The organism is Microcoleus sp. F10-B2 (assembly GCF_036704965.1).
Taxonomy (GTDB): Bacteria; Cyanobacteriota; Cyanobacteriia; order Cyanobacteriales; family Microcoleaceae; genus Microcoleus.
The window spans coordinates 29,475-42,236 of record NZ_JAUBTB010000038.1; the positions used below are offsets into that span (position 1 = coordinate 29,475).

Annotated in this window: 11 protein-coding genes; 6 read left to right on the forward strand and 5 right to left on the reverse strand. The window is 45.8% G+C overall.

Annotated features, from left to right (window positions below):
- Positions 1-519 precede the first annotated feature (519 nt).
- Complete coding sequence (locus QUA99_RS16345) at positions 520-1,680, reverse strand: HAMP domain-containing sensor histidine kinase (protein WP_333238498.1); 1,161 nt, start codon at positions 1,678-1,680, stop codon at positions 520-522.
- On the reverse strand, positions 1,677-2,048 hold the full coding sequence (locus QUA99_RS16350) for a response regulator (protein WP_333238496.1): 372 nt from the start codon (positions 2,046-2,048) through the stop codon (positions 1,677-1,679). Before QUA99_RS16350 ends, QUA99_RS16345 begins: the two co-directional genes overlap by 4 nt.
- A 113-nt stretch (positions 2,049-2,161) precedes the next feature.
- Between QUA99_RS16350 and QUA99_RS16355 the strand changes: the two genes are divergently transcribed.
- Complete coding sequence (locus QUA99_RS16355; RefSeq protein ID WP_333238494.1) at positions 2,162-2,287, forward strand: hypothetical protein; 126 nt, start codon at positions 2,162-2,164, stop codon at positions 2,285-2,287.
- A gap of 107 nt (positions 2,288-2,394) precedes the next feature.
- On the opposite strand, the gene QUA99_RS16360 is transcribed toward QUA99_RS16355, so the two are convergent.
- Positions 2,395-3,855, reverse strand: a complete 1,461-nt coding sequence (locus QUA99_RS16360; protein ID WP_333238492.1) for an ATPase domain-containing protein — start codon at positions 3,853-3,855, stop codon at positions 2,395-2,397.
- Between the two features lie 97 nt (positions 3,856-3,952).
- Here QUA99_RS16360 and QUA99_RS16365 point away from each other — a divergent pair, with 97 nt between their 5' ends.
- The 3 genes from QUA99_RS16365 (at position 3,953) to QUA99_RS16375 (ending at position 7,997) form a co-directional block, all read left to right on the forward strand.
- On the forward strand, positions 3,953-5,341 hold the full coding sequence (locus tag QUA99_RS16365; protein WP_333238490.1) for an FAD-binding oxidoreductase: 1,389 nt from the start codon (positions 3,953-3,955) through the stop codon (positions 5,339-5,341).
- Between the two features lie 285 nt (positions 5,342-5,626).
- A complete protein-coding gene (locus QUA99_RS16370) occupies positions 5,627-7,036 on the forward strand; it encodes a heterodisulfide reductase-related iron-sulfur binding cluster (protein ID WP_333238488.1) in 1,410 nt (469 codons plus the stop codon).
- Between the two features lie 229 nt (positions 7,037-7,265).
- Positions 7,266-7,997: a Uma2 family endonuclease gene (locus QUA99_RS16375; protein ID WP_333238486.1), complete on the forward strand. Its 732-nt coding sequence runs from the start codon at positions 7,266-7,268 to the stop codon at positions 7,995-7,997.
- Here the strand turns inward: QUA99_RS16375 and QUA99_RS16380 are convergent, their stop codons facing one another.
- Positions 7,998-8,171: a hypothetical protein gene (locus QUA99_RS16380; RefSeq protein ID WP_333238484.1), complete on the reverse strand. Its 174-nt coding sequence runs from the start codon at positions 8,169-8,171 to the stop codon at positions 7,998-8,000.
- An 80-nt stretch (positions 8,172-8,251) separates the two neighbouring features.
- On the opposite strand from QUA99_RS16380, the gene QUA99_RS16385 reads away from it, so the two are divergent.
- Positions 8,252-8,968, forward strand: coding sequence for a Uma2 family endonuclease (locus QUA99_RS16385; protein ID WP_333238482.1), 717 nt, complete (start codon positions 8,252-8,254; stop codon positions 8,966-8,968).
- 137 nt (positions 8,969-9,105) lie between these two features.
- On the opposite strand, the gene QUA99_RS16390 is transcribed toward QUA99_RS16385, so the two are convergent.
- Entirely contained in the window at positions 9,106-11,343 is a 2,238-nt protein-coding gene (locus QUA99_RS16390; RefSeq protein ID WP_333238480.1) for a hypothetical protein, read from the reverse strand.
- Between the two features lie 820 nt (positions 11,344-12,163).
- Here QUA99_RS16390 and QUA99_RS16395 point away from each other — a divergent pair.
- Positions 12,164-12,676, forward strand: coding sequence for a phycobiliprotein lyase (locus tag QUA99_RS16395; RefSeq protein ID WP_333238479.1), 513 nt, complete (start codon positions 12,164-12,166; stop codon positions 12,674-12,676).
- Positions 12,677-12,762 lie beyond the last annotated feature (86 nt).

Consider the following 12,762-nt stretch of genomic DNA (forward strand, 5'->3'; position numbering starts at 1 on the left):
GATATAAAAATCCAAAACAAGCAATTGTCTCGGCAAACATTAGTATAATGAAAGCCACTTGCATCGGCGATTTGCTCCACAACTCCTTCTCCACAATACTGTTAAAATAAATAGAGTAGGCAAGGGCAATTAAGGTAATTCCGACGGGAGCATCTCACTTTTGCAGTTAAGCTATAAATTGGAGTTTTAAGGCAGGAGGCCCGAGGCTGCGGGGCAGGAGGAAAGAGGAAGAAGGAAGGAGCCAGAAGAAGTGTTTTTACAAATATGAGATGCTCCCATTCCGACGATCGCACCAGTGAGCAATATGCCCAATTTTAGGTGTTCCGGGCCGACAACCGGGGGAATTTTGCTTTTGCTACCGTCAGCGGTTTGCAGCGGTCCCAGGCGAGTCTGTCACGCCCCATTCACAACAGTGCCAATAATTGGGAATACTACCGCTACTGCGAGGGCTGAATGGATGAGTGCCATTATATATTCAAGTTCCACATTGAATTGCTTTTTTATAATGCCTACTATAGTTTAATCCGTTACAGGGGACACTCGAGCGCTGCTAACTTCTGCGATCGGCAACGTTACTGTAAATTTGCTACCGACTCCTTCGGTACTGGTAAATGTAATATCGCCACCATGCAAATCAACGCATTTTTTGACAATGCTCAGCCCTAGTCCAGTACCGGGAATTCGAGTGACATTTTTAGCCCGGTAAAAAAACTCAAATAGCCGTTTTTGGTCTTCAGCAGGAATACCAATGCCTGCGTCTTCTACCGAGAAAACTACCTCGGTTTCGGTGACTTTTAGTTCAAGAGTTACTTGAGTATTTGGGAGGGAATACTTAATAGCATTAGACACCAAATTTATCAAAATCCGCCGGAGCAAGCTTGCCTCCAAACACGCAGTCGCAGAGGGGCTGTGATTGACAAAAATCAGCGCCACCTGAGAATTTTCAGGTTTCAATTTCTGGCTGTTCTGAAACTCTTCTACTACCTGATTGCAAAAGCTTCCTAAGTCTAGCGGGATTATGCAAAACGCAACTTTCCCTGACTCAACTCGGTTGATGAGCAGAACATCGTCTAATAACAAATCTATGCCTTTTGCTGCTGCTTGAGTTTTATCTATCAGTTCTTGTTTTTTATCCTCTGTTAATTTCAATTTGTACTTACTAAGAAGTTGTGTAGTACCAATGATGAAGTTCAAAGGATTGCGAACGTCATGGGATATCATGTACAATAAAGATGTTTTGCTCTCGTTAAGTTCTTGGGCTGTTTGCAGGGAGCGATCGAGTTGGTCGTGAGACAATTTTAGGGTTAAAGACAACTGCCGCGATCGCAACAAAATCTCCACCCGCGCTTGCAATTCTATCTTCTCAATCGGAGCTAGAATTAAATCATCTACTGTCTGCCAGAGAAATTGCGTTGCCATCCCCACATCCGACCGCGATGTAATTAAAAGAAAAGGCAGAATAACCGGATGTTCGGCTTGTTTTTTTTTTGCTACCCACTGCCAGTGGCGTTTGAGGGCAAGACCGTCAATAATACCCATGCCAAAGGATTGATTGAATTGCGATAAATCGTCAATTTCATTAGTTGAAGTGGGCAGCAATACCACGTAGTTAACTGCTAACCATTCTAACAAGAGGCGGCGATTTTCTTTTTGTTCGACAAGCAATAAAATTTGACTCACGGAGGTTCTCCTAGCAAGCTGTGAACAAGGCTCAGTAACTGTCTAACGGCCAAAGGTTTTATTAATATGCTGCGAGCACCGTGGCATAAGCTTTCCTGCTGAATCACAGCGCTTTGTTTGGGCGAAAGTATTAAAAAAGGGATTTGGTGACTGCGCAGTTGTTCGCAGCAATCCCAAATCCGGCGGTCGAAACCAGAAATATCTACTAAAGCTATCCCGATTTTATGAGGCTCGTCGATCGCCCGTCCAAACTCCTCAAAGCTGGAAGCCATCATCGTCTGGTATCCTTCTTTGTGCAGAAATTGCGACAGCAGTTCCAAATTGCGCTGGTTGCGATCTACCGCCAGAATTCTTGAATTGCTAATCATCCATCCATCGATTTTAGATTTGAGATTTTAGATTTTAGATTGAAGCAGGGTGGGGGATGCGAGGGGGAGCGAGACTACCATACAAATGAGAGAGACAGATTGGGAGCATCTCAATGAAAGCAGTTAAGCTAGAAATTGGAGTTTTAAGGCCCGAGGCCCGAGGCTGCGGGGCAGGAGGAAAGAGGAAGAAGGAAAGAGGAAGAAGGAAGGAGCCAGAAGAAGTGTTTTTACCAATATGAGATGCTCCCGACAGATTGTACTAATAAATTAACATTAAATTATGCAATAAACTAACTATTTCAAAATTAGCCGGGATTAGCCCAAAAACAGCAGAAATAGCCCCGCTTCAATCTTCACTTTCTACATCCATCCAGAGCGGCGCAGCGCTCAAAATGCCGCGCAGTCCCCGTATTGGTTTGCTGACTTTGATACCGTAGCGAGTAATATCGAGTTCTCGCATAGTTTTCTCGAAATTGCTGACTCGTTTTTTAATGACTCCGATCGCCTTGCAGATTTCTGTTCCAGCCTGCAACTGATGTTCCAGGTAGCGTATAAACACAAGACTATCCGCCAAATAGCTAATGCCGACCTCGGTCATTCGGAAATCTCCAGCAAGAGTTTCTATTTCATTAATCAGAATTACCGTGACTCCCATATTCTTCAAATACTTGCACAAAGCGTGCAAATTGCTAACCAAATCTTGCCCCCGCATCGAAAGCTGATAGCCAGAAATACTGTCAATCATCACAATCCGCGTCTGACGATCCTCCACCTCTGTGCGTACCATATTGGCAAACTCATCAGGCGAGTACAGCAAAGGTTCGACAGGTATCACCGAAAGACTTTTTTGCTCGATCATCTGCTGAATCGGTATGTTAACTGATTCGCAGCGGTGCAGCAGAGTAGAAGTTGACTCCTCAAAAATGTAAACTACCGATCGCTCCCCCCTTGCGGCTGCTTCCTTCATAAACTGAATGCCCACCGTGGTTTTTCCCACACCGCTAGGCCCGCTAATCACCGACACAGTACCCCGTTCCAATCCACCGTGCAGCATTTCGTCCATTTCTGGAATCCCCGAAGAAATCGGCTCCGAGATAAAATCCTGCTGGTAATTATCCGGCAGCAGTCGCGGAAATATCTGCATTCCAGTCTCGCTCAAACGCAGCGAATGGCGGCCATCCCGAAAGTTGGAACCCCGAAACTTGGTGACAGACACGGTGCGCCCTTCAGGCAGCAGTTCTAAATAAATTACTCCGTCGCTGATGAATTGTAAATCATCATCGGGAGCACTTGATGTGCCTTCGGAGGTGAACACCACCGTCGCCCCCCCTTCTACTAAAAAGCGCAGAAAAGATAGAACTTGTTTGCGGAATTGGAACTCGTCTGTAGCTAAGTAGCGGAATTGAGTAATCGCATCCAAAAACACCCGCTGCGGTTTGACAGCTTGTACCTGTTCGATAATTTTTTGCGTAGTGGGTTCTCGTTCTACCTCGGAGGCGGAAAAAATGTCGTAGGTTTGAACTTCGGTAAAAAATTCTGAGGAGGGGCTCAAATCGAGGAACGGGATCGCTTCGATGTCAAAACCGAGCCATTCGGCATTGGCGCGCAATTGCGCTTCCGGTTCTCCTAAAGTAATGAACAGCACCTTTTCTCCCAGAGCCACACCTGCGGCCAAAAAGTGAAAGCCCAGTGTAGTCTTGCCAGTACCCGGGCCGCCGCGCACCAGATAAGAGCGCTGAGGTATTAGGCCGCCGCCAATCACTTCGTTGAGACCGGTAATTCCTACTGATAGTCGGTTTTCTGACATTTGTTTCTTCATGTTTACAATATCGCGCCCTTCTTAATATTTAATAGTTTTAGGCAGTCATTTGATTATTTGTTTTACCGGGCGTCTGATAACCTGAATGAAATTTTTTTCTACCGAAAATTACGTTAGCACACAAGAATTAGAAAGCATTGTCGGCGCTTCAGGCATCTGTCTGTGGCAAGATACAGAGCCATTTTGGCAAGAACGCATACAAAAAGCTGTTGCCGCCGACAGGAAAGTAGATTGTACCCTTTATCCGAATACTCAGGAAGAACTGGCGGCTGTCATTGCTTGGGCTGCGCAAAATCGATGTGCCGTCTTGTCTTGTGGCAGCGGCAGCAAACTTGATTGGGGCGGTTTAGTTAAATTAGACTCCCCTAGGGAGAATTCACTCCAAGTGGGTCTTTTTAAGGGAGATTTAGGGGGTTCTTCTAATGCAGCGGGGCTTGTGGCTGTCAGCACTTCGCGCCTCAATCGACTTGTACAACACGCTGTGGGCGATTTAACGGTGACTGCCGAAGCCGGGATGAAGTTTGCCGACGTGCAGAAAATTTTAGCCGGAGCAAATCAATTTTTGGCGATCGACCCAGCATATCCACAAGAAGCAACCTTGGGCGGCATTGTCGCTGCTGCTGACGCGGGTTCCCTGCGCCACCGCTATCGGGGCGTTCGCGATATGCTGTTGGGAATTAGCTTTGTGCGATCGGACGGCCAAATTGCTGTAGCCGGAGGTCGAGTTGTTAAAAATGTCGCCGGCTACGATTTGATGAAACTGTTTACCGGTGCTTACGGCACATTGGGCGTCATCAGTCAAGTAACTTTCCGAGTTTATCCGCTGCCTGAAGCGTCGGGAACCGTAGTGCTCACAGGAGAAACTAATGCTTTAGCTCAAGCAACTCAAATCTTATTGTCTTCTGCTTTGACTCCGACAGCCGTTGATTTGCTGTCACCTGATTTAGTAGCAAAATTAGGTTTAGGAAAGGGCAAAGGATTGATAGTAAGATTTCAAAGTATCGCAGAGAGCGTTAAAGAACAATCAGCCCGCTTGCTGCAAGTTGCCGAAAAGTTGGGTTTGCAAGGCACTAGCTGCTGCGAAAATGATGAGCATCAGTTATGGCAAAGATTGCCAGAAACAATGTGGGATTCTGGCACAAAGTCGGCAATTATTTGCAAAATAGGAATCAGATCGTCGGAAGCTGTAACGGCCATTAACGAATTGCCGGTACAGGACGCTTTGATTCATGCAGGCAGCGGTTTGGGGGTGTTGCGGTTTGAGACTGCGACGGCGGATACGCTGTTGCAGGTACGCAGGGGGTGCGAAGCCAAAGGCGGTTTTCTGACTGTTTTAGCAGCGCCGACCGACATCAAGCGGCAGTTAGATGTTTGGGGTTATACTGGAAGTGCGATCGCTTTAATGCAGCGTATTAAACATCAGTTTGACCCGGAAAATCTTTTGAGTCCCCATCGTTTTATCAGCGGTATTTAGTTTAAATTTTGTAGTAAGGAGTTCAGTTTTTATTGAATCCCGGCCTAAATCATTAGACCTCTGGAATAATTCTTGTGTAACAGGCATCCTGCCTGTTAAATACTGGCTTTTCGGGAGATGTCTATTTGTGAATTAGATTTGTTTTTAACGAACCGCGAAGGCGCGAAGAGCGCGAAGGAAGAGAAAAGAAGAGAAGAGAAGTTTTTGTTTGCTTGATGAATTTAGGCTGGCAATTTGAAAGGACTAAAGTCCTTACTACGAACCAAAACAATTAGGTAATATATTATGCAAACATCAGAAAAAATTCAAGTTCCCAGCGACGATTTAATACCAGCCAAAGAAAGCAAATTTTTAGCACAAAATCCCCACTTAGAAACCCTTGAAATCCCGGGTTTTGACGCCAAAAATCCGCCCGACCCGAAATTAATCGATACTTGCGTGCACTGCGGCTTTTGCTTGTCAACTTGTCCGAGTTATCGCGTACTCGGCAAAGAAATGGATTCGCCTAGAGGCCGCATTTATTTAATGGATGCAATTAACGAAGGCGACGCACCTTTAAACGCAGCAACCTCGCAGCATTTTGATACTTGTTTGGGCTGTTTGGCCTGCGTTACAGCTTGTCCGTCTGGAGTTCAATACGACAAATTAATTTCTGCAACTCGCCACCAAGTTGCCAGAAATCAGGAACGCACTTTTTCCGACAATCTAATGCGGACTCTGATTTTTAATCTGTTTCCTTATCCTCACAGATTGCGGCCTTTGCTTGTACCCCTGTTTGTTTATCAAAAATTAGGACTGCCAAAACTTGTCCGCAAAACAGGTTTGCTGAAAAAAGTATTTCCCCGCTTGGCGGCGATGGAATCAATTTTGCCGAAAGTTACTGTTGATTCTTTCCGGGATAATTTGCCTGAGGTAATTCCGGCACAAGGGGAGAAACGCTATCGAGTCGGCGTGATTTTAGGCTGCGTCCAGCGGCTGTTATTTTCGCCAGTTAATGAGGCTACGGTGCGAGTTTTGACGGCTAACGGTTGCGAGGTTGTGATTCCTAAAAGTCAGGGATGCTGTGCTGCTTTGCCGGAACACCAAGGGCAAGCGGAACAGGCGAAAGCTTTGGCGAGACAAATGATTGATAGCTTTGAAAATACTGGCGTTGATGTGGTGATAATCAACGCTGCTGGGTGCGGTCACACTTTGAAAGAATACGGTCACATTTTAGCAGATGACCCGGATTATCGAGAGAAAGCTGAGAAATTTGCTGCTAATGTGAAGGACGTGCAGGAGTTTTTGGCAAGTGCGGGAATTACGGCGAAACTCCATCCTTTGATTGAGGGTGATTTAACAATTGTTTATCAGGATGCGTGTCATTTGTTGCACGGGCAAAAGATTAGTTTGCAGCCGCGTCAGTTGCTGCAACAAATCCCTGGGGTGAAGTTAAAAGAACCTGTGGATGCGGCTTTGTGCTGCGGCAGTGCGGGGGTTTACAATATGCTTCAGCCGGAGGTTGCTGATGAATTGGGACAGCAAAAGGTGGAGAATTTGCTGAATACTGGGGCGGAGTTGATTGCTTCTTCTAATCCGGGTTGTTCTTTGCAAATTAAGAAGCATTTGGAGTTGCAGGGAAAGGAAGTTACTTTAATGCACCCAATTGAGCTTTTGGATTATTCGATTCGCGGCGTGAAGTTGCTGAGAAAGTAGTTTTGTAGGGCGGGCGGTGTCTGCCCTATTTTCGCTGCTGAGTGAGATTTTTTTTAATGAACCACAGAGGGCGCTGAGGGCGCTGAGGAAGAGAAAAGAGAGCAAGAGGAATAGGTTATTATATTGAGAAAGGTCGTGAAGCGTAGCTATCCCGATCTTAATCGCACTTCTGACTACTTCCCAAACTGCTAAAATTAAATTCAACAGTCTTTCACCCCTGACAACTGTTATGGTAACTAAAATCCCATCCCCTACTCAGCAAGAAGTTATTTACCCCGACAGCGACGGCTTACCAATGGCAAATAATACTGACCAATTTTGCTGGATTCTCGTCATCGAACAAAATTTAGAATGGATGTATGCTAATGACGAGAATGTATTCGTAGCGGGTGATTTGTTTTGGTATCCAATCGAGGGAAGACCGAATATTGTTAATGCCCCCGACGTGATGGTTGCGTTCGGCATACCGAAAGGGAGACGCGGTTCTTACCAGCAGTGGAATGAGTCAGGAATTGCACCGCAAGTTGTGTTTGAAATTCTCTCTCCTGGCAACACGCAGGATGAAATGGAGAAGAAATTGCTATTTTACGATCGCCACGGAGTTGAAGAATATTACATCTACAATCCTAGCAACAACCAACTGAGAGGCTGGCTGCGGGCAGAAGACGGGTTAGATGCGATCGCATTAATGGAAAATTGGGCGAGTCCTCGATTGGGAATTCGCTTCGATTTATCGGGTTCTCAATTGCAAATTTATCGACCGGATGGAACGAGGTTTTTCTCCTACGTTGAGATTTGTCAACTGTTAGAGGAAGAACGCCAGCGGGCCGAATTTGCAGAAACCGCTTTAGCAGCAGAACGCCAGCGGGCCGAACTTGCAGAAACCGCTTTAGCAGCAGAACGACGCCGATCGCAGATTTTGGTGGAACGGTTGCGAGAAATGGGAATTAACCCAGACTAATCAAGTTAGAGATTTGGCTGTTTTGGATTGGATCAAAAAGGTCGATCGCACTGGGAGCATCTCATATTTGTAAAAACACTTCTTCTGGCTCCTTCCTTCTTCCTCTTTCCTTCTTCCTCTTTCCTCGCAGCAAGAGAGCCTTAAAACTCCAATTTCTAGCTTAACTGCTTTCATTGAGATGCTCCCGATCGCACTTCTCACTCTTCCGACAAGCTAAAATTAAATTAAACAGTCCCTAACCCCGGACAACAGTTATGGTAACTCAACTCAAGTCTCCTCAAAAACCTGATGTAATTTACCCCGACAGCGACGGCGAACCAATGTCTGACAATACCAAACAATTTCGCTGGATACTCATCATCCAACAAAATTTAGCGTGGCTTTTTGCCGATGACCCGAATGTATTTGTCGCGGGGGATTTGCTGTGGTATCCCGTCGAAGGAGATAACAAGATTCGCGTCGGCCCGGATGTGATGGTAGTCTCGGGCAGACCGAAAGGAGATAGGGGTTCTTACAAGCAGTGGGAAGAAGAAAATATCGCGCCGCAAGTAGTGTTTGAAATTCTTTCTCCCGGTAACAGGCTAACAGAAATGAATAAAAAACAGGTATTTTACGATCGCCACGGGGTAGAGGAGTATTACCTGTACGACCCGGAACGCAACGATTTCAGCGGCTGGATGCGTTCGCAGGGGCGTTTGGACGTAATTGATGCGATCGAAAATTGGGTCAGTCCCCGACTGGGAATTCGCTTTGATTTGTCGGGTCAAGAGTTGCAAATTTATCGCCCTGACGGCGAACCGTTTGCAAGTTATGAGGAGGTTTCTCGCAACTTGGAACAAGCCGAACAGCGGGCCCAACAAGCCGAACAGCGGGCCCAACAAGCCGAACAGCGGGCCCAACAAGCCGAACAGCAGGCAGCTTTACTGGCAGAAAGACTGCGATCGATGGGCATTGACCCGGAACAATTGTAAACTAGATTGGGGAAAAGAGCGATCGGGCTACATTACCGTAAGGTGTGGACTGCGCACCCTCAATAATTAATATCAAATCCCGCTAATTTCACATTATATTTGTAAGGACACGGCAATGCCGTGTCCCTACACGTAGGTTATTTTTCCCCCTCTTCTAACCTCAAAAAATGCACCTGTCCTGAAGCTTCCGCCGCCACAATTGTCACCCCATCCGGTGCAATAGCACAAGATTTCAAAGCACTATCTCCCCTGAAACTAGCAATTACTTCTCGACTTAACAAATCCCAAACTTTGAGAGTATTGTCATCCGAAACAGAAATCACCTTATTTCCCACAGTCGCCAGAGATGTTACGGCATCGTCATGACCTACCAAAGTAAAAATTTCTTTTCTACTTGACAAATTCCAAACTTTCAGATGGTTTTCCCGCCCGCCAGAAATCGCCCATTTGCCATCTGCCGTAACTGCCACAGCATTCACAAAACTCTCATGACCTTTGAGAGTGAAAAGTAGATTTTTGACGGCTAAATTCCAGAAATGTGCCAAAATATTCTTTTCTTTCCCCAAACTCCAAACTTTCAGAGTTTGGTCGCCGGAAGCCGAAATAATCCACTTGCTGTCGGGAGTAACTGCGACAGCTTTTATCCCGTCCTCATGACCTAAAAAAGTAAAAAGTTCCTCTCCTGTTTCTAAACTCCAAACTTTAATAGTTTTGTCTCCCGAACCCGAAATTGCCATCGTTCCGTCGGCAGTCACTGCCACAGAATTTACCCAGTCTGTATGACCAGTGAAAGTAAAGATTTCCTTTCCGGTTTCTAGATCCCAAACTTTCACAGTTTTGTCGCCGGAACCCGAAACTACTCGCTCGCTATCCGGTGTGATTGCGATCGCTTTTACCCAATCTTCATGTCCGGGAATTGTAAAAAGTTCCTGTCCGTTTTTGAGATTCCAGACTTTAATGCTGTTGTCTCCTGAACCGGAAATCGCTTTCGTACCGTCCGCCGTCACTGCTACAGCATTTACCCAGTCATCGTGACCTGCAAATGATAAATTTTGTTTTCCTATTTCTAAGTGCCAAACTTTGAGAGTTTTGTCCGAGGAACCAGAAACTATCCGCTGGCCGTCGGGGGTAACAGCTACAGCATTGACGGGGGCGATGTGATTGGTAAAAGTGAAAAGTTCTTCTTTTGTTTCCAAATTCCACACTTTCAGCGTTTTGTCGCCTGCTGCCGAAATTACTCGTTTCCCGTCGGGACTGACGGCTACAGCTTGAACGAAACTGCTGTGTTTTCCTAAAGTAAAAAGTTGCTTTTTTTCGGATATACTCCAGACTTTAACAGTTCCATCGTAACTCCCGGAAATTATTTTTTCGCCGTCTGGAGTAACTGCTACACTTTTTACCCAATCTGCATGACCTGTGAGAGTAAAAAGTTCTTTTCCCGTTTCTAGGTTCCAGACTTTAATGCTATTGTCACCAGACCCAGAAATCAACCGTTTGCTATCAGGAGTTACTGCTACGGACTGGACAAAACTGCTGTGACTTTTGAAGTTAAAGATTACTTCTGCGGTTCTCAAGTCCCAAACTTTAATACTGCCATCCCAAGAACCAGAAATTACTCGATTGCCTTCGGGAGTAACCGCTACAGCTTCTACGGCAAAAGTATCGCCGGCAAAGGTAAATATTTCTTGTCCAGTTTCTAAATCCCAAATTTTAATAGTATTGTCCCAAGAACCGGAAATTACTTTAGTGCCGTCGGGGGTGACAGCTACAGCATTGACGTAGGTAAGATGACCTTTGAGGGTGGAAAGTTCTTCTCCTGTTTCTAAGTGCCAAATTTTGAGAGTGTGGTCGGATGAGGCAGAAATTGCCCGCTTGCCGTCGGGGGTGATTGCTACAGCTTGTACCCAATCTGTATGTCCGGTGAGGGTGCGTAGCAATCTCCCGCCGGGGGGAGTAAAGCTGGGAGTTAGCGGCCGCAGCCAGGGTTTTTTTTGGTGTTTTGCTTGTGCTAGCAGTGCTTGAATTTCTGGATTTTCAAAGCGCATCAAGCGGGCAATTAGTTGGGCTGCTAGTTGGGTTTGGTCTTTGGCTAGAATGTGGGCAGAAAGCCGAATGGCTTCTTGGATTAATTTGAGTTGGTCGGCTTTTTGGTCTGAGGTTATAATAATATCGGGATTTGTTGCTAAATCGTAATCTTCTATTAGCGCCTGTACTCCCGATGCTGACAGCTTGGCTTCAATAAAATTGTAATCTGTTAGTAAGCTGTATAATTTTTCTGAGTCTGAACTCGCTGCTAGCTGATTTGGCAGGATTCCCAGGTAGTGCGTCTTTTCTGCGGGCTGCATTTGCTCCAGTCCTTGTGTAAACTCGCTCATAAATTTACGGATGTCTTTTTTTAATGTATACGATCGCTAGCTGCACCCTGCTGGAAACCGGATCGAGAATCTTTTCTCTTGATTTAGTTCTTGACTTAGCATGACATATTTCAATGCTATTTGCTACTAGGGTGCTGCCCTCGGTTTGGTGATGGTTCGATGAATTGCTCGTTTTTTAGTCTGAGTCTGCTTTGATAATTTTTAAGGAGTGCGATTCAAGTAAACCGCAGCTAATATCATTCAACTCAACAGCGCAAAATTTACCGATCGACAAAAGCTGACATATATCGTTGTTTTTCTTAACATAGCCGATCTTTGAGGAATGATTGTCGCTCTATCGACACACTCAAGCTAAAAATTTTGATGTGCGGCAATCCTATTTGATGTGGGAACAAGGCTTTTTTAAGCAGTCCTGGACGCACTCGACCAAAAAACCCGGTTTCTCGTTGTCACCTTCGAGCGAAGATGACAAAATTACCTGAAGAAACCGGGTTTTTGCGTCCAGGACTGTTAGCGAAACATGATGCCGGATGCTCTAATTTTCTGTCCGTTCCGTTGCATCAGCGAAGCAGATGTCCCCTGGTTGGGCTTCGTACCTCAACCGCACCTGCAATCTGCTATCATTCAAAGCTCTCGGAAAGTTTTGCAGGCGCGCCCCATTCCTTTAAAATATAGAACAGGACTTGCACTCTTAAACCGGGTTTACAGATAAAATCATTGGTTTGACCGCTAGGTACGCAGGAAGAAACCGGGTTTCTGACTCCATAGGGCGCAAGTCGCGATCGAAAATAGAGCAGTATTGAGTTTAGAGACAAATTTCATGGATGTTATCGAGTTTTTCGAGTTAAGTGCAGGCAAATGGTTTTCCCAGCGCACCGTACACAATCTCAATTCTGGGGAATTGCAGGCGGGTAAATCCGACCTCAAAATAGAAATACTGACGGCTAGCGATGCAGCAGTCGTCAAACTTTGCCAACAACACTCGATTAACCCAGCCTCAACTGGGCTAACCAGTCTTCGGGTTTCTTGGGACGGTATTCCCGATCGCAACCAAGCTAAACAAATCGGTTCTACAATACTAGCGATCGTACCCAATCCCGATAATCCCTGCGAAGGCAAAGTGTTGCAAGACAAGGGTAAGGGCCACTACGTGATGGGCAGCGACGATGTGCTGACATTGATTACAGAATCAGACACCCTCCATGCCGAAGAAAGGCTGTGGTATCTCATGCCTAACCTGCGGCTTCGGACTAGCGTTGTCAAGCAAGCTAACGGTACGGAACAAGCGTCTTTTTGTTCGGAAATTCGGATGGGAGTAAGCCCGAAAACTTAACTTTCACCAATAACTATGTAATTCCCAAAAATTACACCAGTTACCAAGAAGAATTCAACTGTAGGCCCGCGATTCAAACCGCGAGT

What these genes read in the sequence shown, in the direction of transcription:
- QUA99_RS16385 (WP_333238482.1), top strand. Translation starts at nt 8,252, where the DNA reads ATGGTAACTCAACTCAAGTCTCCTCAAAAACCTGATGTAATTTACCCC.
- QUA99_RS16360 (WP_333238492.1), bottom strand. Translation starts at nt 3,855, where the DNA reads ATGTCAGAAAACCGACTATCAGTAGGAATTACCGGTCTCAACGAAGTG.
- QUA99_RS16380 (WP_333238484.1), bottom strand. Translation starts at nt 8,171, where the DNA reads ATGAAAGCAGTTAAGCTAGAAATTGGAGTTTTAAGGCTCTCTTGCTGC.
- QUA99_RS16390 (WP_333238480.1), bottom strand. Translation starts at nt 11,343, where the DNA reads ATGAGCGAGTTTACACAAGGACTGGAGCAAATGCAGCCCGCAGAAAAG.
- QUA99_RS16350 (WP_333238496.1), bottom strand. Translation starts at nt 2,048, where the DNA reads ATGATTAGCAATTCAAGAATTCTGGCGGTAGATCGCAACCAGCGCAAT.
- QUA99_RS16370 (WP_333238488.1), top strand. Translation starts at nt 5,627, where the DNA reads ATGCAAACATCAGAAAAAATTCAAGTTCCCAGCGACGATTTAATACCA.
- QUA99_RS16375 (WP_333238486.1), top strand. Translation starts at nt 7,266, where the DNA reads ATGGTAACTAAAATCCCATCCCCTACTCAGCAAGAAGTTATTTACCCC.
- QUA99_RS16395 (WP_333238479.1), top strand. Translation starts at nt 12,164, where the DNA reads ATGGATGTTATCGAGTTTTTCGAGTTAAGTGCAGGCAAATGGTTTTCC.
- QUA99_RS16365 (WP_333238490.1), top strand. Translation starts at nt 3,953, where the DNA reads ATGAAATTTTTTTCTACCGAAAATTACGTTAGCACACAAGAATTAGAA.
- QUA99_RS16355 (WP_333238494.1), top strand. Translation starts at nt 2,162, where the DNA reads ATGAAAGCAGTTAAGCTAGAAATTGGAGTTTTAAGGCCCGAGGCCCGA.